Genomic DNA, 23151 nt, shown 5'->3' with positions numbered 1-23151 from the left:
AAGGGCTCAGCGCTGTGCAGCCTGCTTAGCCGGAGTGACGGCCGGGGCGGCGGCCGGAGCCGGCGGCGCGGCCGGGGCCGCCGGCTGGGGGGCGAGGAAGGCCTTCCAGCCGGCCGGCGGGGCCTCGCCGACCTTCAGGGTGCGCATCTTGGCGATGACGTCCGGGTCCTGGGCGTCGAGCCAGTCGGCGAGCTGGCGGAAGGACACGCACTTGACGTCCTTCTGCACGCACACCGTGGCGATGGTCTCCTCGATGGCCCGCATGTACGTGCCGCCGTTCCAGGACTCGAAGTGGTTGCCGATGATGAGCGGCGCGCGGTTGCCCCGGTAGGAGCGCTCGAAGGCCTCCACCAGGCCGTCCCGCATCTGGTCGCCCCAGTACCGGTGCTGGGACGGGTCGCCCTGGGTGGTGCCGGGTGACTGGTTGACCAGGAAGTTGTAGTCCATGGCCAGCGTCTGGAAGGCGCGGCCGGGGACAGGTACGAGCTGCATCGACAGGTCCCAGAGACCCAGGTCCTTCTTGGGCCAGATCTGGTCGTTCACGCCGCTCGTGTCGTAGCGGAAGCCCATCTGCGCCGCCGCCCGGACGAAGTTCTTCCGGCCTTCGAGGCAGGGGGTGCGGGCGCCGACGAGTTCCTTGTCGTAGTCGAAGGGCAGCGGCTGCTCCGCGCGCAGGCCGGCGTTGGTCTTCCAGTTCTTGACGAAGGACTTGGCCTGGTTGATCTCGCTCTTCCACTCCTCGACCGACCAGTTGCCGACGCCCGCCTCCTTCCCGCAGAAGTGCCCGTTGAAGTGGGTGCCGATCTCGTTGCCCTCCTGCCACGCCGCACGCAGCTCGCGGACGGTGGCGCGGATGCCCTCGGTGTCGTTGAAACCGATGTCGGAGCGACCGGGGCTGTGCTGCGGCGGGTCGTACAGCTTCCGCTTCTCCTCGGGCAGCAGGTACACGCCGCTGAGGAAGTACGTCATGGTGGCGTCGTACTTCCTGCCCACGGAGCGGAAGTGCGAGAACAGCTTCTGGCTGTCCTCGCCGGCGCCGTCCCACGAGAAGACGACGAACTGCGGCGGGGTCTCGCCCGGCTTGAGGCGCTGCCAGACCGGCTGGTGGGGCTGGGCGCCGGTGGAGGCCGTGGAGCCGTCGCCGATCAGGCGGACCGCGTTCGGCGGGGCCGCGTTCGGCCCCTTCTTGGCGCCCGCGCCGCCCGGCATGCCCTTCGTGGCGGAGCCGTCGGAGCCCGAGCAGCCGGCGAGGCCGGTGATCAGGGCGACGGCGAGGGCACCGGCGGCGAGCGCCTTCCTCTGGGCAGTGGTCCTTCTCCCGGCGGCTGTCATCCGCCCACCTCTCCTCGGTTCCGTGCGAGCTTCCGTGCGAGCTTCCGTACGAACTTCCGTACGAGCTGTCGCGCGAGCTTCCGTGCGATTTCCGTACCGGCGGCGTCAACGTCGCACCACGACGACCGGAGAGATGAAACGACAAGCGGCAATCCGTGCACCTATCACCGGAACCGGTGAATCATTGCCCTGTTTGCCCCGAAAATAATGCCGGAGTCTTTACTCTCCATTACGATCCATTTACCGAGCGTTGATCCTCGTCCAGGCGGGGCCCCCGCTCGGATCCCGCCGCTGCACGCCGTGACCCACGGCCGCGAGCCCCCACGTTCGTCCCGCACGAACCGCGACCGCGCTGCCCCGGAGGAGACGGGAAATGACCCTCTGCACCCCCGCCCGCACCACCACCCGACCCCGAGTCCAGCGGCCCCACAGCCCGCCGGAGGGGCCGCGCCGCTTCCGTATCGCCGGCGCCGACCTCTCCGCCTCCGTCGCCGTCTTCCTGATCGCGCTGCCCCTCTCGCTCGGCATCGCGCTCGCCACCGGGGCCCCGCTCCAGTCCGGCCTCGTCGCCGCCGCCGTCGGCGGCCTGGTGGCCGGCCGCTTCGGCGGCTCCCCGCTCCAGGTGAGCGGCCCCGCCGCCGGCCTCACCGTCGTGACCGCCGAGCTCATCCAGCTGTACGGCTGGCGCACCACCTGCGCCATCACCGTGCTCGCCGGCCTCGCCCAGCTCGGCCTCTCCGCCCTCCGGGTGGCCCGCTCGGCGCTCGCCGTGTCGCCCGCGATCGTGCACGGCATGGTGGCCGGCATCGGCGCGACCATCGCTCTCGCCCAGCTCCACATCGTGCTCGGCGGCACCCCGCAGAGCTCCGCCGTCGACAACGTCCTCGGCCTTCCCGCCCAGTTGGCCGACATCCACGCGGCGGGGCTCGCCATCAGCGCCCTCACGGTGGCCGTGCTGCTGTGCTGGCCCCGGCTGCCGGGCCGGGCCGGCCGGCTCGTACGGAAGGTCCCGGCCGCGCTCGTCGCGGTGGCGGGGGCGACGGCGGTGGCGGCGCTCGCCGGACTCGCCGTACCCCGGGTCGACCTGCCGTCCTGGAGCAGCCACGCACTGCCCGGCCTGCCCGAGGGGCCGGTGCTCGGCATCGCGGCCGGGGTGCTGACGATCACGCTGGTCACGAGCGTGCAGTCGCTGCTCTCCGCCGTCGCCGTCGACAAGCTGGTCGCCGCGCGCCCGGACGGCGGCCGGGGTGTGCCGCGCGCGGCCCTCGACCGCGAACTCGCCGGTCAGGGCGCGGCCAACATGGTCTCGGGGGCGCTCGGCGGGCTGCCGGTCGCCGGTGTCGCCGTCCGCAGCGTCGCCAACGTGTCCGCGGGCGCGGTGAGCCGCGCCTCCACGATGCTCCACGGCCTGTGGATCGTGCTCGCGGCCCTGGTGCTCGTCCCCGTGCTCGACCTGATCCCGCTGCCCGCGCTCGCCGCCCTGGTCATGGTGGTCGGCGTGCAGATGGTCAGCATCACCCACATCCGTACCGTCACCCGGCACCGCGAGGTCGTCGTCTACGTGGTGACGCTGTCCGGAGTCGTCCTCGTCGGCATCCTGGAGGGCGTCGCCCTCGGCATCGCCGTGGCGATCGCGGTCTCCCTGCACCGGCTCGCCCGCACCCGGATCACCCGCGAGGAGCGGGACGGGCGCCACCTGCTGCACGTACGCGGCCAGTTGACGTTCCTCGCCGTCCCCCGGCTGAGCCGTGCCCTGCACCAACTGCCCCACGGGTCCGACGTGGTGGTCGAGCTGGACGGGTCCTTCATGGACCACGCGGCGTACGAGACGCTGAGCGACTGGATGGCGGGGCACCTCGCCCACGGCGGTACGGTCGAGACGACCGGCCCGTCCGGAACCCGGATCGCCGAGCCGACCCCCGCCACCGCCTCCGCCGGCGCCACCGCCACCGCCGGGCACACCTGCTGCCGTCCCTGGACGCCGTGGCACAACCACCAGTGCGGGGAGCAGCCGGCCGAGCGGCCCGACGAGGCCACGGAGCCCGCCGAGCCCCGGCGTTCACCCGGCCTGCACCTGGCGAGCGGCATCGGCAAGTTCCAGCGGAACACGGCCCCGCTCGTACGGGAGGAGCTCGCGCGGCTCGCGCGGGAGGGCCAGCGCCCCTCGCAGCTCTTCCTGACCTGCGCCGATTCCCGTCTCGTCACCAGCATGATCACATCGAGCGGGCCCGGTGACCTGTTCACCGTGCGCAACGTCGGCAACCTCGTCCCGCTGCCCGGCGAGGAGAGCGGCGACGACTCGGTGGCGGCGGCGATCGAGTACGCGGTGGAGGTGCTGCGGGTCGAGTCGATCACCGTCTGCGGCCACTCCGGCTGCGGCGCGATGCAGGCCCTTCTCAACGGCGGGCCCGACGACCCGCCGACCCCGCTCCGCCGCTGGCTGCGCCACGGCCGGCCCAGTCTGGAGCGGATGGCGAGCCGGAGACACGCCTGGGCCCGGATCTCCGGACGCCTTCCGGCCGACGCGGTCGAGCAGCTCTGCCTGACCAACGTGGTCCAGCAGCTGGAGCACCTGCGGGCGTACGAGTCGGTGGCGCGGCGGCTCGCCGAGGGCACGCTCACGCTGCACGGCATGTACTTCCACGTGGGCGAGGCGCAGGCGTACCTGCTGGCCGGGGCGGACGAGGTGCACAGCTACGACGACGTGTTCACCCAGGTCATGCCGACGGGCCCGCTGGAGCCGGGCCCGCTGGAGCACGGTCCGCTGAAGCCCGGTCCGCTGGAACCGGGCCCACTGGAGCCGGCCCGCGCGTCCTGAACCTTCCGGCTCAGCCGTCCGTGAGACTGTGTGGCCCCTTCTCCCACCGCTCGGGAAGAAGGGGCCCCCGCCCCCCATGCACCCAACAGGTCTAAACCAATTGCCCGGAGGCTCTTGTCACCCGGGCATCTGACTGATGAGGTATGACGCGGGACACATACGCACAGAGGACGCCCTGGGAAAGGGAGATGTCGTGAGCAACGAAAGCCTGGCCAATCTGCTTCGGGAAGAGCGTCGATTTTCGCCGCCCGCCGAGCTGGCCGCGCACGCCAACGTGACGGCGGAGGCGTACGAGCAGGCCAAGGCGGACAGGCTGGGCTTCTGGGCCGAGCAGGCCAAGCGCCTGACCTGGGCCACCGAGCCGACCGAGACCCTCGACTGGTCGAACCCGCCGTTCGCCAAGTGGTTCGCGGACGGCGAGCTGAACGTGGCGTACAACTGCGTCGACCGGCACGTCGAGGCCGGCCACGGCGACCGGGTCGCCATCCACTTCGAGGGCGAGCCGGGCGACAGCCGCGCGATCACCTACGCCGAGCTCAAGGACGAGGTCTCCAAGGCGGCCAACGCCCTGACCGAGCTGGGCGTCCGCAAGGGCGACCGGGTCGCCGTCTACCTGCCGATGATCCCCGAGGCGGCCATCACGATGCTGGCCTGCGCCCGCGTCGGCGCCGCCCACTCGGTGGTCTTCGGCGGCTTCTCGGCCGACGCCGTGGCCTCCCGTATCCAGGACGCCGACGCCAAGCTGGTCGTCACCGCCGACGGCGGCTACCGCCGCGGCAAGCCGAGCGCCCTCAAGCCGGCCATCGACGAGGCCGTCGCCAAGTGCCCGCAGGTCGAGCACGTCCTCGTGGTCCGCCGTACGGGCCAGGACACCGCGTTCACCGAGGGCCGCGACGTGTGGTGGGACGACATCGTCGCCCGCCAGTCCGCCGAGCACACCCCGGAGGCCTTCGAGGCGGAGCACCCGCTCTTCATCCTCTACACCTCGGGCACCACCGGGAAGCCGAAGGGCATCCTGCACACCTCCGGCGGCTACCTCACCCAGGCCGCGTACACCCACCACGCCGTCTTCGACCTGAAGCCGGAGACCGACGTCTACTGGTGCACCGCCGACATCGGCTGGGTCACCGGGCATTCGTACATCGTCTACGGCCCGCTGGCCAACGGCGCGACGCAGGTCATGTACGAGGGCACCCCGGACACCCCGCACCAGGGCCGGTTCTGGGAGATCGTGCAGAAGTACGGCGTCACGATCCTCTACACGGCGCCGACCGCGATCCGCACGTTCATGAAGTGGGGAGACGACATCCCCGCCAAGTTCGACCTGTCCAGCCTCCGCGTCCTCGGCTCGGTCGGCGAGCCGATCAACCCCGAGGCCTGGGTCTGGTACCGCGAGCACATCGGCGCCGGCAAGACCCCGATCGTGGACACCTGGTGGCAGACCGAGACCGGCGCGATGATGATCTCGCCGCTGCCGGGCGTCACCGAGACCAAGCCGGGCTCCGCCCAGCGCACGCTGCCCGGCATCGCGGCGACCGTCGTCGACGACGAGGCCAACGAGGTGCCGAACGGGGGCGGCGGCTACCTGGTCCTCACCGAGCCGTGGCCTTCGATGCTCCGCACCATCTGGGGCGACGACCAGCGCTACATCGACACGTACTGGTCCCGCTTCGAGGGCAAGTACTTCGCGGGTGACGGCGCCAAGAAGGACGAGGACGGCGACATCTGGCTGCTCGGCCGGGTCGACGACGTCATGCTCGTCTCCGGTCACAACATCTCGACCACCGAGGTCGAGTCCGCCCTCGTCTCGCACCCGTCGGTGGCCGAGGCGGCCGTCGTCGGCGCCGCCGACGAGACCACCGGCCAGGCGATCGTCGCCTTCGTCATCCTGCGCGGTACGGCGAGCGAGGACGAGGGCCTGGTCGCCGAGCTGCGCAACCACGTCGGCGCGACCCTGGGCCCGATCGCCAAGCCGAAGCGGGTCCTGCCGGTGGCGGAGCTGCCGAAGACCCGCTCGGGCAAGATCATGCGCCGGCTGCTGCGCGATGTCGCCGAGAACCGGGAGCTGGGCGATGTCACCACGCTGACCGACTCCTCGGTCATGTCGCTCATCCAGACCCAGCTGCCGGCCGCCTCCAGCGAGGACTGAGCCCCGGCCGTACGACCTGAACGCCCGCCCCGAGCCGCTCGGGGCGGGCGTCGCCGTTCCCCGCATCCGTTCCCCGCACTCGTTTCCAGGGGACGAACCGGGCAAAGCTTTCTAAAGTGAATCTCGCCGGACACCACCCACGCTCTTTAGGTAAAGTAAGAATCGCGTCAGTGACGTGACAAGAAGACCTAGGTGCGCCGGGAAGTCTGGTCGGCAACGTGCTCTGTGCTGCCCACCCGACCGGAGGTTCTCCCCCGTGGCCGCGCCCTCACCGACCGACCGCAAGTTCCTCGGCCGCCTCCCCCTGCCCGAGCGGCGCTACCTCGCCGACGCCCTGCGCACCGAGACCGTGGGCGGCGTCCTGCTCCTCGTCGCCGCCGTCACCGCCCTCGCCTGGGCCAACACCCCGCTCAGCGGCAGCTACGAGTCCGTCAGCGACTACCACCTCGGCCCCGCCGCCCTCGGACTCGACCTGTCGATCCAGCACTGGGCCGCCGACGGCCTCCTCGCGATCTTCTTCTTCGTCGCCGGCATCGAACTCAAGCGCGAGCTCGTCGCGGGCGAGCTCCGCGACCCCCGGGCCGCCGCGCTCCCCGTCGTCGCCGCGCTCTGCGGCATGGCCGCACCCGCCCTCGTCTACGTCCTGGTCAACGCCGCCGGCAACGGCTCGATGGACGGCTGGGCCGTCCCCACCGCCACCGACATCGCCTTCGCGCTCGCCGTCCTCGCCGTCATCGGCACGTCGCTGCCGTCCGCGCTGCGCGCCTTCCTGCTCACCCTCGCCGTCGTCGACGACCTCTTCGCGATCCTGATCATCGCGGTCTTCTTCACCAGCGACCTGGACTTCGCCGCGCTCGGCGGCGCCTTCGCCGGACTCGTCCTCTTCTGGCTGCTGCTCCGCAAGGGCGTCCGCGGCTGGTACGTGTACGTGCCGCTCGCCCTGGTCATCTGGGCCCTGATGTACAACAGCGGCGTCCACGCCACCATCGCCGGCGTGGCCATGGGCCTGATGCTGCGCTGCACCACCCGCGAGGGCGAGAGCCACTCCCCCGGCGAGCACATCGAGCACCTCGTCCGCCCGCTCTCGGCCGGCCTCGCCGTGCCCCTGTTCGCGCTCTTCTCGGCCGGCGTCAGCGTCTCCGGCAAGGCGATCGGCGATGTCTTCACCCAGCCGGTCACCCTCGGCGTGGTCCTCGGCCTGGTCATCGGGAAGGCCGTCGGCATCTTCGGCGGCACCTGGCTCGCCGCCCGCTTCACCAAGGCCGAACTCAACCCGGACCTGGCCTGGCCGGACGTGTTCGCCGTCGCCTCCCTCGCCGGCATCGGCTTCACCGTCTCGCTCCTCATCGGCGAACTCGCCTTCGCCGGGGACGCCGCCCTCACCGACGAGGTCAAGGCCTCCGTCCTCATCGGCTCCCTGATCGCGGCCGTCCTCGCCTCCGTCCTGCTGAAGCTGCGGGTCCGCAAGTACCAGGCGATCTACGAGGCGGAGAACCGCGACGACGACGAGGACGGCATCCCCGACATCTACGAGGAGGACAACCCGGAGTACCACCTGCGCATGGCCGCGATCCACGAGCGGAAGGCCGCCGAACACAGGGAGCGCGCCCGAGCGGCGGGGGCACCGCGCGACGACGCCGACCGTCCGGCATGATCTGAGTCGGACCGCAGAAGAGAAGAGGGAGCACCGATGAGCGACCCGTACGACGGAACCGAGCGCAGCCTCGGCCAGCTGGTCGCCTCGGCGACAGCCGAGATGTCCGCGCTGGTGCACGATGAGATCGCCCTGGCCAAGGCCGAACTGCGCCAGGACGTCAAGCGCGGCGCGCTCGGCAGCATCATGGGGATCGGCGCCCTCGTGGTGCTGCTGTTCTCGCTGCCGATGCTGAGCTTCGCGCTCGCGTACGCCATCAACACCTGGACCGGCGGGCACAACGGCAACGGGGGCTGGAACCTCGTCTGGTGCTTCCTGCTGTCCTTCGCCTTCAACGTGCTGGTCGCGAGCCTCCTCGGGGCGATCGCCGTCGCCAAGTTCAAGAAGGTCAAGCCGCCGGAGAAGACCATCACGTCCGCCAAGCAGACGGCCGCGATCATGCAGAACGTCAAGCCCCACCCGCGCCCCGAGTACGACAAGGCCCTCGACAAGGCGCTGGGCAGGCCCGCCGCTGTGGCACGCTCGTCCGTATGACCCTCCCCGAGAGCGGCAACGGCGGGCCCGTACGGCTCGACGGGCCGTGGACCCATCGTGACGTGGCCGCCAACGGCGCCCGCTTCCACATCGCCGAGATGGGCGACGGCCCGCTGGTGCTGCTCCTGCACGGCTTCCCGCAGTTCTGGTGGACCTGGCGCCATCAGCTTCCGGTCCTTGCGGAGGCCGGATTCCGGGCCGTCGCGATGGACCTGCGGGGCGTCGGGGGCAGCGACCGCACACCCCGGGGTTACGACCCCGCCAACCTCGCCCTCGACATCACCGGCGTCATCCGGTCCCTGGGCGAGCCGGACGCGGCGCTCGTCGGGCACGACCTCGGCGGGTACCTCGCCTGGACGGCGGCCGTGATGCGGCCCAAGCTGGTGCGCCGGCTCGCCGTCTCCTCGATGCCGCACCCGCGCCGCTGGCGCTCGGCGATGCTCTCGGACTTCGCGCAGTCGCGGGCCGGCTCGCACGTCTGGGGCTTCCAGCGGCCGTGGCTGCCGGAGCGTCAGCTCGTCGCGGACGACGCCGAGCTCGTCGGCGAACTGATCCGGGACTGGTCGGGGCCGCAGCCCCGGCGCGCCTCCGACGACGAGGCGATCGAGGTGTACCGGCGGGCGATGCTGGTCCCTTCGACGGCGCACTGCGCGATCGAGCCGTACCGCTGGATGGTGCGCTCCCTGGCGCGCCCGGACGGCATCCAGTTCAACCGGCGCATGAAGCGGCCGGTACGGGTGCCGACGCTCCATCTGCACGGGTCCCTTGACCCGGTGATGAGGACCCGGAGCGCGGCGGGGTCGGGCGAGTACGTCGAGGCGCCGTACCGCTGGCGGCTGTTCGACGGTCTCGGTCACTTCCCGCACGAGGAGGACCCGGTGGCCTTCTCCACGGAACTCGTCAACTGGCTGAAGGACCCCGAGCCCGACCGCTGACGGTCCCTCCGCTCCGGGGGGCGTACAGGCATTCCCCGAACGGCCATGTGCCTCGCGCATACTCCGATTGGCGGGCCCTCAGGCGGTTACCGACCTTGGGCCACGGGCAGACGTCGAGGTATGGGCTGGACGCACGACTACGCTGACACGACCGCACGCAACCGCCGCTCGGCCTCCGGGCCGGGCCCCCGCGACGGGGGTGGCCCGCCGGACTCCGGCGGCTCGCACGCCGTGCAGGAGGCCTCGCACACCGTGCGGGAGGCAGGGATGTCCGGCATGCGGCAGGGGGAAGCCCCGGGCGGGCAGGACGTGGGCATCTCGCGCATCCTGCGCCGCCGGGCCCGCTGGGTCTCGGCCCGGCTCAGGCACCCCCGCGACACCCCCTAGGTTCTGGAGCCTGAGGTTCTAGAGAGCGCAGGCCTGGGTGTCGACCTGCTGGTCGGCGGTCCGGCCGAGCTCGATGTCCTCACGGATCTCGTCGACGGTCAGGGCGTAGCCGGTGTTCGCGTCGTCGAGCGAGCGGGCGAAGATCACGCCGGACACCTCGCCGTCCTCGGTGAGCAGCGGACCGCCGGAGTTGCCCTGACGGACCGTCGTGTACAGCGAGTACACGTCCCTGCGCACATCACCGCGGCGGTAGATGTCGGGCCCGTCCGCGTCGATACGGCCCCGGACGCGGGCCGAGCGCACGTCGTACGAGCCGTTCTCCGGGAATCCGGCGACGATCGCGCCGTCGCCGCTCCTGGCGTCCTCGTCGGTGAAGGTGAGCGGCGGGGCCTTGAGGTCCGGGACGTCCAGGACGGCGATGTCGCGCTGCCAGTCGTAGAGGACGACCTTGGCGTCGTACAGCTTGCCCTCGCCGCCGATCTGGACGGTCGGCTCGTCGACGCCGCCGACGACATGGGCGTTGGTCATGATGCGGCGGTCGGCGAAGACGAAACCGGTGCCTTCGAGGACCTTGCCGCAGCTCTGCGCGGTGCCGACGACCTTCACGATGGAGCGCTGGGCGCGGGCGGCGACGGGGCTGTCGGCGAGCGCCGGGTCGGGCGGCAGGACGGGGGTGATCGGCTCGTTGGCGAAGGAGTTGAAGACCGGCGGGAAGCCGCTGCGGGCCAGGGTGGAGCTGACGTCGTCGAACCAGCGGTCCGCCTGATCCGGTATCACCACGTCCACACCGCGCAGGACCTTGGAGCTCCGCACCTCCTTGCCCACGGTGGGCATGGAGGTCTCGGCGAGGAGCGAGCCGAGGAGCCAGGCCACGAGCAGCATCGCGACGACGTTGACGAGGGCGCCGCCCGTGGCGTCGAGGGCGCGCGCGGGAGACCAGGTGATGTGACGGCGCAGCTTGTTGCCGAGGTGGGTCGTGAAGGCCTGGCCCACCGAGGCGCAGACGATGACGATCATGACGAAGACGACTGTCGCCGTGGTCGAGACCTCGCTGTGGTCGGTCAGCTGGTTCCAGATGACCGGCAGCAGCAGAACGGCGGCGAGACCGCCGCCGAGGAAGCCGATCACCGACAGGATGCCGACCACGAATCCCTGGCGGTAACCGATGATCGCGAACCACACGGCGGCGAGCAGCAACAAGATGTCCAGCACGTTCACCGTCTATTGCCTCGCAGATTCGTTTCTGGTCGCCGGGGTTCAGCCTGTCATGACCGCCAGTCGAGCGGGACCTGCTTGGCCCGGTCCCAGGGGCGCTCCCAGCCGGAGAAGTGCAGCAGCCGGTCGATCACACCGGCCGTGAAACCCCAGACCAGAGCGGACGCGACCAGGAACGCGGGGCCCTGGTGGCCGCTCGGGTGGACCGCCGTCGCGCGGTTCGCGGGATCCGTGAGATCCGCCACGGGGACGGTGAAGACCCGGGCGGTCTCCCCGGGGTCCACGACCCCGACCGGGCTCGGGGAGCGCCACCAGCCCAGGACCGGGGTGACGACGAAGCCGCTGACCGGGATGTAGAGCTGGGGCAGGACCCCGAAGATCTGGACGCCCGCCGGGTCGAGGCCTGTCTCCTCCTGGGCCTCGCGCAGGGCCGCGCGCAGGAGCCCGCCGTCCGCCGGGTCGCCGTCCTCGGGGTCGAGGGCGCCGCCGGGGAAGGAGGGCTGGCCTGCGTGCGAGCGCAGGCTGCCGGCCCGCTCCATGAGGAGCAGCTCGGGTCCGCGCTCCCCCTCGCCGAAGAGGACGAGGACGGCGGACTGGCGCCCCGCGCCGCTCGCGGGCGGCAGGAAGCGGCTGAGCTGCTCGGGCGCGACCGTGCGGGCGGCCCGGTCGACGGTCCCGAGCCAGTCGGGCAGCCCGTCCCGGCTGACCAGCCCGCCGGTGCCGGGCAGGACCCGTCCTTCACGGACGTCCTCGTCGTGGATCTCTTCGTCAGTGCGCGTCATAGGCACCCCCGTGTTTCACAACGCCATCGATGGACGGGTTCGTTCCCCGGGCCCTCCGGGGCCGGGCGGGTCGGGCTGGCCGGGCGGCGGGCCGGGCTCAGTCGCCCGCTCCCAGTGGCGGCGCCGGGAGGCCCGGGTAGCCGGGCGGCGGGTTGAGCCGCTGGCCCGGGAAGCCGCCCTTCTCGTACTTGAGCAGCTTCCTCGCCTTCTCGGGGTCGGTCTCGCCCTCTCCGTACGAGGGACAGAGGTGGGTGATGGGGCAGGCGCCGCAGGCCGGCTTGCGTGCGTGGCAGATCCGGCGGCCGTGGAAGATCACCCGGTGCGAGAGCATGGTCCACTCGCTCTTCGGGAAGATCTCGGCGATCTCCGCCTCGATCTTCACCGGGTCCTCCTGCTCGGTCCACTTCCAGCGCCGGGCCAGCCGCATGAAGTGGGTGTCCACGGTGATGCCGGGGACCCCGAAGGCGTTGCCGAGGACGACGAAGGCGGTCTTGCGGCCGACGCCGGGGAGCTTGACGAGGTCGTCGAGGCGGCCCGGGACCTCGCCCCCGAAGTCGTCCCTCAGGGCGGTGGCGAGACCCATGATCGACTTGGTCTTGGCGCGGAAGAAGCCGGTGGGGCGGATGAGCTCCTCGACCTCCTCGGGAACGGCGGCCGCGAGGTCCTCGGGCGTGGGGTACGTGGCGAAGAGGGCGGGCGTGGTCTGGTTGACCCGCAGGTCGGTGGTCTGCGCCGAGAGCACCGTCGCGACGAGCAGCTCGAAGGGGTTGCGGAAGTCGAGCTCCGGATGGGCGTACGGGTAGACCTCGGCCAGCTCCCGGTTGATCTTGCGCGCCCTGCGGACCATCGCGAGCCGCGACTCGGGCTTGGCGGGTCTGACCGGCTTGGCAGGCTTCGCGGACTCCACGGGCTTCCGATTCATCGCTTTTGCGCGTTTCGACACGCCGTGTTCGCCCACGGCGGAATTACCTTCGGCCGACACTCTTCCAGCCCCCTTGGCCTGCGCTGTCACCGGCGAGTTGGACACCCGACCAGCCTAGGGGCCACCACCGACATCCGCCCCGGGCGTGGCCGATCAGCCCCCAATCGGGCCCCTGACGTACGGACGGGCGACTCGGTGCGTCAGACTTGTTGTGATTGATCGCACTGTTGTGTACGTCCGGCATCATGGGACAGGTTCCCTGAGCAGGTCGACAGTATGGAGAGAACTCGTGGACGACGTTCTGCGGCGCGCCCCGCTCTTCGCGGCGCTCGATGACGAGCAGGCAGCCGAGCTGCGCGCCTCGATGAGTGAGGCGACGCTCGCCCGTGGCGACGCGCTCTTCCACGAGGGCGACCCCGGCGACCGCCTGTACGTGGTCACCGAGGGCAAGGTGAAGCTGCACCGCACCTCCCCCGACGGCCGCGAGAACATGCTGGCCGTCCTCGGCCCCGGCGAGCTCATCGGCGAACTGTCGCTGTTCGACCCGGGCCCGCGCACCGCGACCGCGACCGCGCTGACCGAGGTCAAGCTGCTCGGCCTCGGCCACGGCGACCTCCAGCCCTGGCTGAACGCCCGCCCCGAGGTGGCCACCGCGCTGCTGCGCGCCGTCGCCCGCCGCCTGCGCAAGACCAACGACCAGATGTCCGACCTGGTCTTCTCCGACGTCCCGGGCCGGGTGGCCCGCGCGCTCCTCGACCTGTCGCGCCGCTTCGGCGTGCAGTCGGAGGAGGGCATCCACGTCGTCCACGACCTCACCCAGGAGGAGCTGGCCCAGCTGGTCGGTGCCTCCCGCGAGACGGTCAACAAGGCGCTCGCCGACTTCGCCCAGCGCGGCTGGCTGCGCCTGGAGGCCCGCGCCGTGATCCTCCTCGACGTGGAGCGCCTCGCGAAGCGCTCGCGGTAAGCACGCGCGTACGTACGCAAAAGGCCGCCCCGGTCCGACGACCGGGGCGGCCTTTTGCGTACGTACGCGCGCGTCAGCGCTTCGAACCGTCCACGATCACCGGGGCGGAGGCGCCGTTCGCGCAGGGCACGGTGTAGATCGGGTTCTTCGCCGCAGCCTCCTTGAACGCGTCGATGCACTGGTTCATGAGGACCCTGTCCGTCAGCGAGTCGTTGAGGATCTTGTTGGCGCGGGCGATGCCCTCCGCCTCGATCCGGCGCCGGTCGGACTCGGCCTTGGCGGTACGGGCGGCCTCGGTGGCCCGCTCGGTGGCCTGCTGCTGCTGGATCTTGCGGTCGATCTGGCCCTGGAGGGCGTCCGAGGGCTTCACGTTGCGCAGGTTGACCGTGGTCACGTCGATGCCGCGCGGGGCCAGGCGCTCCTTGATCAGGACGCCGATCTCCGCGTTGATCTTCTCGCGGTCGGTCGCGTACCCCTGCTCGCTCGTGTAGCGGGCGAAGACGTTGCGGACGATCTCCCGGCTGTCGGGGTAGACGAGCCGCTGCTGGATGGCGTCCTCGCTGCCCGCGAGCTTGTACAGCTCGACGGACTTGGACGGGACGACGGCCCACTTGACCGTGACCTCGACGTACATGACACCGCCCTGCGAGGAGCGGACCTCGACGACGTCCTTGTCGGAGAGGTTGAGGTCGACGGGACGGGTGGAGAAGGTCGTCACGTCGGTGAAGGGCGACTTCACGTGCATGCCCGAGGTCATGGGCGAGCCGACCTTGCCGAAGGCGACCGGCACACCGACCTCGTACGCGCTGATCACGTACGTCATGCTGAAGACCAGCGAGAAGAGGCCGGCGACCACGGCGCCGACGGCGCCGAGCTTCAGCCCCTTCGATTCGTTCGAGCGGGCGACGAAGTAGAGCACCACTGCGGCGATGAGCAGCAGGATGGCGATGACGAACACGGGCGTTCCCCCCGAAAGCTACGGCCAGAAGTAAGCGGAGCGTAAAACACGGGTCAAGAACGCCGCAGGGCCGGGGTCCGCCCCGGGACAGGATCGTGACGTCCCGCTACACGGGGCCCCGCTCCCGCAGGAACTCCAGCTGCGCCCGTACGGACAGCTCGGCCGCCGGCCACAGCGAGCGGTCCACGTCCGCGTACACATGGGCGACGACCTCCGCCGCCGTCCGGTGACCGCTCGCGACCGCCGTCTCGACCTGCGCGAGCCGGCTCGCCCGGTGCGTCAGATAGAACTCCACGGCCCCCTGCGCGTCCTCCAGGACCGGCCCGTGCCCCGGCAGGACCGTCCTCACCCCGTCGTCGACGGTGAGCGAGCGCAGCCGCCGCAGCGAGTCCAGGTAGTCGCCGAGCCGCCCGTCCGGATGCGCCACCATCGCCGTCCCGCGCCCCAGGATCGTGTCGCCCGTGAGCACCGCACGGTCGGCGGGCAGGTGGAAGGAGAGCGAGTCCGAGGTGTGGCCGGGCGTCGGGACGACGCGCAGCTCCAGGCCGCCGACCGTCACCACGTCCCCCGCGCCGAGCCCCTCGTCGCCGAGCCGCAGCGCCGGATCCAGGGCCCGTACGGCCGTCCCCGTCAGCTCCGCGAAGCGGCCGGCGCCCTCCGCGTGGTCCCAGTGGCCGTGGGTCAGCAGGGTGAGCGCGATCCGCTTGCCGAGCTTCTCGGCCGTCTCGATCACGTGCCGCAGATGGGTCTCGTCGAGCGGGCCCGGGTCGACCACGACGGCGAGGTCGGAGCCGGGCTCGGACAGGAGCCAGGTGTTGGTGCCGTCGAGGGTCATCGCGGACGGGTTCGGCGCGAGGACGTTCACGGCGCGGTCGGTCGCGGGCCCGGAGACCACGCGCCCGCGTGGCTGCCCCGGCAGGGCGGCGGCGTCGCTCATCGCTCGCCTCCCACGGGGATGATCTTCGTGAACTCCTCGTGGCCCGGCCAGCTCAGGACCAGTTCCTCGCCCTCCACGCGCGCGTGGGCGAGCACGGGGGTCAGATCCCGCCCCTCCGCCGCCGCGAGGGCATCGGCCGCCGTGCCGTACCCCTCCAGGGCGCGCAGGGTCGAGATCGTCGGCGGCATCATCGTCAGCTCACCCCGGTCGTAGCCGGCGGCGGCCTCCGCCGGACGGATCCAGACGGTGCGGTCGGCCTCCGTGGAGGCGTTCCGGGTGCGCTGCCCGGCCGGCAGCACGGCCACGAAGAACCAGGTGTCGTACCGGCGCTGTTCGAACTCCGGCGTGATCCAGCGGGCCCACGCGCCGAGCAGGTCGGAGCGGAGCACGAGCCCGCGCCGGTCCAGGAAGTCGGCGAAGGACAGCTCCCGGGCGACGAGCGCCTCCCGGTCCCGCTCCCACTCCTCGCCGGTCGTGTCGCCGACGACCCCCTCCTCGGTCTCCCCGGCGAGCAGGACGCCCGCCTCCTCGTACGTCTCGCGTACGGCGGCGCAGACCACGGCCTGGGCCTGCGCGGGGTCGTCGAGGCCGAGCCGGGCCGCCCAGGTCTCCCGGGAGGGTCCCGCCCAGCGCACCGGGTGCTCGTCGCGCGGGTCGACACCGCCGCCGGGGTAGGCGTACGCGCCGCCCGCGAAGGCCATGGAGGTACGGCGGCGCAGCATGTGGACGTCGGGCCCGGCCGCCCCGTCCCGCAGGAGCAGGACGGTCGCGGCGCGCCGGGGGGTCACCGGGGTGAGCTCACCGGCGGCGAGGGCGCGGATGCGGTCGGGCCACTCGGGCGGGTACCACTGGCCGTTCGCCCGCCGGGGCCGGACCGACGGCTCCGCCGGACCGGGTTCGCCGGACGGCTCCGACGGACTCGGCGCGCTCGCCTGCGGCGGCTGACTCGCCTGTTCCGGCCGATCGCTCGGCTCGCTCGACTGCTTCGGCTGACCATTCGACATGGGCCGGATGCTATGCGCAAGCACAGGAATGCACGAGAGCCGATCCTCCCTGACGGGTGAACCGGCTCTGTGTCACGTATTGACGTACGACGGGCGGTCAGGCCTCGACGAGCTCCACCTGGACCTCGACCTCGACCGGGGCGTCGAGCGGCAGCACGGTCACGCCGACGGCACTGCGCGCGTGCACGCCCTTGTCGCCGAGGACCGCGCCGAGCAGCTCGCTGGCGCCGTTGATGACGCCGGGCTGCCCGGTGAAGTCGGGGGCGGAGGCGACGAACCCGACGACCTTCACGACCCGCTTGATCCGGTCCAGGTCACCGGCGACCGACTTCACGGCCGCGAGCGCGTTCAGCGCGCAGGTGGCCGCGAGCTGCTTGGCCTCCTCTGCGGTGACCTCGCCGCCGACCTTGCCGGTCAGCTGGAGCTTGCCGTCCACCATCGGGAGCTGGCCCGAGGTGTAGACGTACACGCCGGACTGCACGGCCGGCTGGTAGGCGGCCAGGGGCGGCACGACCGCCGGCAGGGTCAGGCCCAGCTCGGCGAGCTTCGCCTCGACGGCCCCGCTCACGACTTGGCCCGCTTCAGGTAGGCCACGAGCTGCTCGGGGTTGTTCGGCCCGGGCACGACCTGGACGAGCTCCCAGCCGTCCTCGCCCCAGGTGTCCAGAATCTGCTTGGTCGCGTGCACCAGAAGCGGCACCGTGACGTACTCCCACTTGGTCATGGGCCCGACTGTATCCGCTGGCCGCCGGGCAGCTCTTCGGGGCAGCCCCGGAAGCTCCCCTCCGAGGCGCACCTCGCGCCCCCACCGACGCTCGCCGTCGGGGCTCACCCCGAAGCTCCCCCTAGGGAGCTTCTCCGGGGCGGCCACCTGATTGGGCGCCGCCGCCAGTGGTTAGGCTCGACAACGTGAGCAGGCTCCAGGTCGTCAGCGGCAAGGGTGGTACCGGTAAGACGACGGTCGCCGCCGCCCTCGCCCTCGCCCTCGCGACGGAGGGCAAGCGCACCCTCCTCGTCGAGGTCGAAGGCAGGCAGGGCATCGCACAGCTCTTCGAGACGGAAGCCCTTCCGTACGAGGAGCGCAAGATCGCCGTCGCCCCGGGCGGCGGGGAGGTGTACGCGCTGGCGATCGACGCCGAGCGCGCGCTCCTCGACTACCTCCAGATGTTCTACAAACTGGGCAGTGCGGGGCGGGCCCTGAAGAAGCTCGGCGCGATCGACTTCGCGACGACGATAGCGCCGGGCGTACGGGACGTCCTGCTGACCGGCAAGGCCTGCGAGGCCGTCCGGCGGCGCGAGAAGCACGGCGGCCACACGTACGACCACGTGGTCATGGACGCGCCGCCCACGGGCCGCATCACCCGCTTCCTCAACGTCAACGACGAGGTGGCGGGCCTGGCGAGGATCGGTCCGATACACAACCAGGCGCAGGCCGTCATGCGGGTCCTCAAGTCCCCGGAGACGGCGGTCCATCTGGTGACCCTCCTGGAGGAGATGCCGGTCCAGGAGACCGCGGACGGCATCGCGGAGCTCCGTGATGCCGAACTGCCGGTGGGGCGGGTCGTGGTGAACATGGTCCGGCCGCACGTCCTCGACGAGGCGGCGGTACGGGCCGCCTCCGGCGACCACCGGGACGCGATCGCCAGGACCCTGGTCTCCGCCGGCGTCACGGGCGGCACGACGCTCGTCGAGCCGCTGCTCGACCAGGCGGCCGAGCACGCCCGTCGGGTGGAGCTGGAGCGGACGCAGCGCGCGGTCCTGGACGGCATCGGCGTCCCTTCGTACGAGCTCCCCTACCTGGGGGACGGGGCGGACATCGCGGGGCTCTACCGACTGGCGAAGGAACTGCGGAAGCAAGGGGTGGGCGCGTGACGGAGAAGGCTGCGGGCTCCGCCGGGGTCGGGCCCGACACGGTTCCGGACCCGGAGCTCGACGTTCCTGGCCCGGAGCTCGACGTTCCAGGCCTGGAGATCGACGTTCCGGGCTCGGCCCTCGACCCGGTTCAGGGCCCGGCCCTCGACCCGGTTCCGGTTCTTGACCTCGATCCGATCCTCGACGACCGGGGCACCCGCATCATCGTCTGCTGCGGAGCCGGCGGGGTCGGCAAGACGACCACCGCCGCGGCCCTCGGCGTACGGGCGGCGGAGCGGGGCCGGCGGGTCGTCGTCCTCACCATCGACCCGGCCCGCCGCCTCGCCCAGTCGATGGGGATCGACTCCCTCGACAACACCCCGCGCGAGGTCGCCGGCATCAAGGGCTCCGACGGCGGTCAACTGCACGCCATGATGCTGGACATGAAGCGGACCTTCGACGAGATCGTCGAGGCGCACGCGGACCCCGAGCGGGCCCGGGCGATCCTGGAGAACCCCTTCTACCAGTCCCTGTCGGCCGGGTTCGCCGGTACGCAGGAGTACATGGCGATGGAGAAGCTGGGCCAGCTCCGGGCGCGCGACGAGTGGGACCTGATCGTCGTGGACACCCCGCCGTCCCGGTCCGCCCTGGACTTCCTGGACGCGCCGAAGCGGCTCGGGTCGTTCCTCGACGGGAAGTTCATCAAGCTCCTGATGGCGCCGGCGAAGGTGGGCGGCCGGGCCGGGATGAAGTTCCTCAACGTCGGCATGTCGATGATGACGGGGACCCTGGGGAAGCTGCTCGGGGGTCAGTTCCTGAAGGACGTGCAGACGTTCGTCGCGGCGATGGACACGATGTTCGGCGGTTTCCGGACCCGCGCCGACGCCACGTACAAGCTGCTCCAGGCCCCGGGCACGGCCTTCCTCGTGGTGGCCACGCCGGAGCGGGACGCGCTGCGCGAGGCCGCGTACTTCGTGGAGCGGCTGGCCGCCGAGGAGATGCCGCTGGCCGGTCTCGTCCTCAACCGGGTGCACGGCAGTGGGGCCGCCCGGCTGTCGGCCGAGCGGGCGCGGGCCGCCGCGGAAAATCTTGACGAGGGGCGGATTGTGGATCAGGGGGGCGGGAAGACTGAGCTGAGTGGCTCCCCGACCACGGAGCCCGAGCCGTCCGACCTCGCCACCGCCGCCGCACCTCCCGTACCCGGGGCTGCCCCCACAGCCGACCGGGGCACACCGCACGACAGCACGGCCGATAGGGACGTACGACATCTCACCGCGGGACTTCTGCGCCTGCATGCCGAACGCATGCGGGTGCTCACGCGTGAGCAGCGCACGCGGGACCGCTTCACCGCGCTCCACCCCGAAGTGGCGGTGGCCGAGGTGGCGGCCCTGCCCGGCGATGTGCACGACCTCGCCGGACTGCGGGCCATCGGCGACCGGCTCACGACCGGACGAAGACCGTCGGCCTGACGGGGGCTAGCCCACCGCGGCGTACGCCTCGTACGTCGCGTCGTCCTCCATCGCCACGGGCAGCAGGCCCGCTCCCCGCTCGTACTCCGTGCGCGCGGTCTCCAGGAGCCGCCGCCACGAGGTGACGGTCGGCCTGCGGCGCAGCAGGGCGCGGCGCTCGCGCTCCGTCATGCCGCCCCACACGCCGAACTCCACGCGGTTGTCGAGCGCGTCGGCGAGGCACTCGGTCCGCACCGGGCATCCGGTGCACACCGCCTTTGCCCTGTTCTGTGCCGCTCCCTGCACGAAAAGTTCATCCGGATCGGTAGTGCGGCAGGCCGCCTGCGCACTCCAGTCAGCTACCCAGCCCATACCGGCGCCGTCCTCTCCCGAATCGAGGCTCCCCCACGGCGGCAGCGGCATATTCACCGCTGCCAGTTGGGACGTTACGGAAGGTGGGCACAGCGCAACACCCCCTTCGGGCCCAATCTTGGATGGCCCGAACGGACTATGCGTGCGCGTCAGATCACCCAGGGGAGTGATCGAAGGACATGCGTGTGATAGCGGACATATCCGAGCGGATACGCGCTTCCTCGACGGGGTCACTTCGGACACCGTGTGACGCATGAGCCGGAATCGGACACGAGCTCCCCATGTTTCGGGGTCATGGGGATTCATGCCGATGTCACACCCGGGTCTTGATGCCAGACCACACTGCTGTGACAGTTGGGAGCAGCTTAGGCCAAGGCATATACGTGTGTCCGGCGAATGAGAACGTAGGCACCTCGCGTTGCTGTGCCGTCAGGCCCGTCGGCCGCTCCTCACTCCCCGCTGGCAGGAGGCCTCGAAGGGCCGGCCGCCTCCGGATGTCACGGTCTGGTACTCGAACGCTCCGAACAGCCCATGCTCCTGCGGTTCGCTCATCTCTACGGATTAGGCTGCCCCCATGGCAAAGAAGCGCTCGGGCGGTGGTCTGACCGGGACCCAGCAGGCCGCCAAGTTCCTTGGTGTCAGTGTGCTCTCCGGAGCCGTGCTGGCGGGCATCGCCCTGCCCGCGGCCGGCGCACTCGGGCTGGCCGCGAAGGGGACGGTCGAGGGGTTCGACGAGATCCCCTCCAACCTGAAGACCCCACCGCTGAGTCAGCGCACCACGATCCTCGACTCCGAGGGCGGTCTCCTCGCCACGGTGTACTCGCGGGACCGCAAGGTCGTACCGCTGGAGAAGATCTCCCCGTACATGCAGAAGGCGATCGTCGCGATCGAGGACGGCCGCTTCTACGAGCACGGGGCGATCGACCTCAAGGGCGTGCTGCGCGCGATCAACCGCAACGCGCAGGAGGGCGGGGTCGCGCAGGGCGCGTCCACGCTCACCCAGCAGTACGTGAAGAACGTCTTCGTCGAGGAGGCCGGTGACGACCCCGAGAAGGTCGCGCAGGCCACCCAGCAGACCATCGGCCGCAAGATCCGCGAGCTGAAGTTCGCGATCCAGGTCGAGGAGGAGCTGGGCAAGAAGAAGATCCTGGAGAACTACCTCAACATCACCTTCTTCGGGCAGCAGGCGTACGGCATCGAGGCCGCCTCCCAGCGGTACTTCTCCAAGCGCGCCGCCGACCTGAACCTGGGCGAGGCGGCGATGATGGCCGGTCTCGTCCAGTCGCCGAGCCGCTACGACCCGATCAACGACATCCAGGAAGCCACCAAGCGGCGGAACGTGGTCCTCCAGCGGATGGCCGACGTGAAGGACATCAGCCAGGCCGAGGCGGACAGGGCGATGGCCGCTCCGCTCAAGCTGAAGGTCAAGTCCCCGAAGAACGGCTGCATCACCGCCGTCGACGGCGCCGGCTTCTTCTGCGACTACGTCCGCAAGACGATCCTCACCGACCCGGTCTTCGGGAAGACGGCCGAGGAGCGCCAGAAGCTGTGGAACCTGGGCGGCCTCACCGTCAAGACCACGCTCGACCCGCGCGCCCAGGCCGCCGCCAACGAGGCCGCCGTCGCGAAGATCAACAAGGACGACCCGGTCGCCGCCTCGGTGGTGCAGGTCCAGCCCCGCACCGGCAAGATCCTCTCGATGGGCCAGTCCCGCCCGTACGGCCTGGACCAGAAGCAGAACCAGACGACGCTGAACCTCGCCGTCGGCAGCAAGATGGGCGGCACGACGTACGGCTTCCAGGTCGGCTCGACCTTCAAGCCGATCACGGCGGCGGCGGCCCTGGAGAAGGGCATCAGCCCGGCGACGAGCTTCGACACCCCGTGGAAGATCAACATTCCGGAGAAGGACTACACCCGCTGCGACGGCAAGCCGGCGGGGTACGCCACCTGGGAGATCGGCAACGAGGTCGAGTCGGAGAAGGGCGCCTATGACATGACCAGCGCCCTCGGCAAGTCCATCAACACGTACTTCGCCAAGCTGGAGCAGATGGCCGGCCTCTGCGAGACGCTGACGATGGCGAAGAACCTCGGATACGAGCGCGAGCTCGGCAAGCGGCTCCAGCAGCTGCCGTCCGTCACCCTCGGCGCCCAGGAGAGCACCCCGCTCGACATGGCGGCCGTCTACTCGACCTTCGCCACCCGCGGCATCTACTGCACCCCGGTCGCCATCGACTCCGTCAAGGCCGCCAACGGCGACAAGCTGAACGTGCCGCAGACCAAGTGCACGCGGGCGATGAGCGAGCGCACCGCCGACCTGATCAACCAGATGCTGAAGGGCGTCGTCGAGGACGGCACGGGTACGAAGGCCGGTCTCAGCGACCGCGACAACGCGGGCAAGACCGGTACCACGAACGACCGCAAGGACGCCTGGTTCGTGGGCTACACCCCGAACCTGTCCACCGCCGTCTGGGTCGGTGACGACGTCGGCGAGAAGCAGTCGATGTACCACATCACCATCGGCGGCCAGGTCTACGACAAGGTCTGCGGTGGCTGCCTCCCCGGGCCGATCTGGAAGATCGCGATGACGGGCGCCCTGGACGCCTCCGAGACGCCGCGCTTCGCCCCCATCGCCGTACCGCGGGCCGAGAAGCCCAAGGACAAGGAGGGCGGCGCCGGCCCGAACAAGCCGGCCAAGCCGGGCGACGCCAAGCCGGGCGGCACGAAGCCCCCGGCCAACCCGTTCCCCGGGTTGATCGGCGGGATCGGCGACGGCGGAAACGGCAACGGAAACGGCAACGGCCGCGGCGGAAACCGCTGACGTACTGACACCGGTACCGATACGGGAGAGGGCGCCCCACAAGATGGGGCGCCCTCTCTCGTACTGGCGTTA

General features: G+C 71.1%; 20 protein-coding genes. 10 read left to right on the top strand and 10 right to left on the bottom strand.

Translation table 11 applies throughout. The features are described 5' to 3' along the window. Positions 1-6: 6 nt before the first annotated feature. On the bottom strand, positions 7-1332 hold the full coding sequence (locus tag ABT034_RS19585; protein ID WP_351216775.1) for a polysaccharide deacetylase family protein: 1326 nt from the start codon (positions 1330-1332) through the stop codon (positions 7-9). Positions 1333-1705: 373 nt separating this feature from the next. On the opposite strand from ABT034_RS19585, the gene ABT034_RS19580 reads away from it, so the two are divergent. The 6 genes from ABT034_RS19580 (at position 1706) to ABT034_RS19555 (ending at position 9809) form a co-directional block, all read left to right on the top strand. Next, entirely contained in the window at positions 1706-4150 is a 2445-nt protein-coding gene (locus ABT034_RS19580) for a bifunctional SulP family inorganic anion transporter/carbonic anhydrase (RefSeq protein ID WP_351216773.1), read from the top strand. A gap of 193 nt (positions 4151-4343) precedes the next feature. Continuing rightward, positions 4344-6299, top strand: a complete 1956-nt coding sequence (acs, locus tag ABT034_RS19575) for an acetate--CoA ligase (RefSeq protein WP_351216771.1) — start codon at positions 4344-4346, stop codon at positions 6297-6299. A gap of 256 nt (positions 6300-6555) precedes the next feature. Next, positions 6556-7953, top strand: coding sequence for a Na+/H+ antiporter NhaA (gene nhaA, locus ABT034_RS19570; protein ID WP_351216770.1), 1398 nt, complete (start codon positions 6556-6558; stop codon positions 7951-7953). A 36-nt stretch (positions 7954-7989) separates the two neighbouring features. Next, on the top strand, positions 7990-8487 hold the full coding sequence (locus tag ABT034_RS19565) for a phage holin family protein (protein WP_351216768.1): 498 nt from the start codon (positions 7990-7992) through the stop codon (positions 8485-8487). Further along, positions 8484-9422 carry an alpha/beta fold hydrolase gene (locus ABT034_RS19560; RefSeq protein ID WP_351216766.1) on the top strand — a complete coding sequence of 313 codons (939 nt, stop codon included), beginning with the start codon at positions 8484-8486 and terminating at the stop codon, positions 9420-9422. Before ABT034_RS19565 ends, ABT034_RS19560 begins: the two co-directional genes overlap by 4 nt. A 120-nt stretch (positions 9423-9542) precedes the next feature. After that, on the top strand, positions 9543-9809 hold the full coding sequence (locus tag ABT034_RS19555; RefSeq protein WP_351216764.1) for a hypothetical protein: 267 nt from the start codon (positions 9543-9545) through the stop codon (positions 9807-9809). Positions 9810-9827: 18 nt separating this feature from the next. On the opposite strand, the gene ABT034_RS19550 is transcribed toward ABT034_RS19555, so the two are convergent. From ABT034_RS19550 to nth, 3 genes are all read right to left on the bottom strand, one after another. After that, a complete protein-coding gene (locus ABT034_RS19550; RefSeq protein WP_351216762.1) occupies positions 9828-11027 on the bottom strand; it encodes a MarP family serine protease in 1200 nt (399 codons plus the stop codon). A gap of 47 nt (positions 11028-11074) precedes the next feature. Further along, positions 11075-11806 carry an NUDIX hydrolase gene (locus ABT034_RS19545; protein ID WP_351216760.1) on the bottom strand — a complete coding sequence of 244 codons (732 nt, stop codon included), beginning with the start codon at positions 11804-11806 and terminating at the stop codon, positions 11075-11077. A 97-nt stretch (positions 11807-11903) separates the two neighbouring features. Continuing rightward, positions 11904-12728 carry an endonuclease III gene (gene nth / locus ABT034_RS19540; protein ID WP_351216758.1) on the bottom strand — a complete coding sequence of 275 codons (825 nt, stop codon included), beginning with the start codon at positions 12726-12728 and terminating at the stop codon, positions 11904-11906. A 289-nt stretch (positions 12729-13017) separates the two neighbouring features. On the opposite strand from nth, the gene ABT034_RS19535 reads away from it, so the two are divergent. Beyond that, positions 13018-13692 (top strand): Crp/Fnr family transcriptional regulator, encoded by a 675-nt coding sequence (locus tag ABT034_RS19535; protein ID WP_015034542.1) that lies wholly within the window; start codon positions 13018-13020, stop codon positions 13690-13692. A 73-nt stretch (positions 13693-13765) separates the two neighbouring features. On the opposite strand, the gene ABT034_RS19530 is transcribed toward ABT034_RS19535, so the two are convergent. The 5 genes from ABT034_RS19530 to sp36 all read right to left on the bottom strand — a co-directional run bounded on the left by ABT034_RS19530 (position 13766) and on the right by sp36 (position 17314). Further along, the gene (locus tag ABT034_RS19530) at positions 13766-14650 is read right to left on the bottom strand and encodes a prohibitin family protein (RefSeq protein ID WP_351216756.1); all 885 of its coding nucleotides are present in this window, start codon (positions 14648-14650) and stop codon (positions 13766-13768) included. A 106-nt stretch (positions 14651-14756) separates the two neighbouring features. Beyond that, positions 14757-15587 (bottom strand): MBL fold metallo-hydrolase, encoded by an 831-nt coding sequence (locus ABT034_RS19525; protein WP_351216754.1) that lies wholly within the window; start codon positions 15585-15587, stop codon positions 14757-14759. Continuing rightward, complete coding sequence (locus ABT034_RS19520; RefSeq protein WP_351216752.1) at positions 15584-16591, bottom strand: NUDIX hydrolase; 1008 nt, start codon at positions 16589-16591, stop codon at positions 15584-15586. Before ABT034_RS19520 ends, ABT034_RS19525 begins: the two co-directional genes overlap by 4 nt. Positions 16592-16688: 97 nt before the next feature. After that, on the bottom strand, positions 16689-17159 hold the full coding sequence (locus tag ABT034_RS19515) for a RidA family protein (protein WP_073811132.1): 471 nt from the start codon (positions 17157-17159) through the stop codon (positions 16689-16691). Then, complete coding sequence (sp36, locus tag ABT034_RS19510) at positions 17156-17314, bottom strand: Sp36 family protein (protein ID WP_015034547.1); 159 nt, start codon at positions 17312-17314, stop codon at positions 17156-17158. Before sp36 ends, ABT034_RS19515 begins: the two co-directional genes overlap by 4 nt. A 185-nt stretch (positions 17315-17499) precedes the next feature. Here sp36 and bagA point away from each other — a divergent pair, with 185 nt between their 5' ends. Together bagA and bagB are read left to right on the top strand one after the other, a co-directional pair. Next, entirely contained in the window at positions 17500-18462 is a 963-nt protein-coding gene (bagA, locus tag ABT034_RS19505; RefSeq protein ID WP_351216750.1) for an ATPase BagA, read from the top strand. A gap of 92 nt (positions 18463-18554) precedes the next feature. Continuing rightward, on the top strand, positions 18555-19910 hold the full coding sequence (bagB, locus tag ABT034_RS19500; RefSeq protein ID WP_502972993.1) for an ATPase BagB: 1356 nt from the start codon (positions 18555-18557) through the stop codon (positions 19908-19910). 6 nt (positions 19911-19916) lie between these two features. On the opposite strand, the gene ABT034_RS19495 is transcribed toward bagB, so the two are convergent. Continuing rightward, on the bottom strand, positions 19917-20261 hold the full coding sequence (locus ABT034_RS19495) for a WhiB family transcriptional regulator (protein WP_026058363.1): 345 nt from the start codon (positions 20259-20261) through the stop codon (positions 19917-19919). A 574-nt stretch (positions 20262-20835) separates the two neighbouring features. Here ABT034_RS19495 and ABT034_RS19490 point away from each other — a divergent pair. Then, positions 20836-23079 (top strand): transglycosylase domain-containing protein, encoded by a 2244-nt coding sequence (locus ABT034_RS19490; protein ID WP_351216747.1) that lies wholly within the window; start codon positions 20836-20838, stop codon positions 23077-23079. Positions 23080-23151 lie beyond the last annotated feature (72 nt).

Origin of the sequence: Streptomyces sp. NPDC002773, assembly GCF_040295605.1 — a bacterium.
Classification (GTDB): domain Bacteria; phylum Actinomycetota; class Actinomycetes; order Streptomycetales; family Streptomycetaceae; genus Streptomyces.
This window is presented reverse-complemented; position numbering and strand designations above follow the sequence as displayed.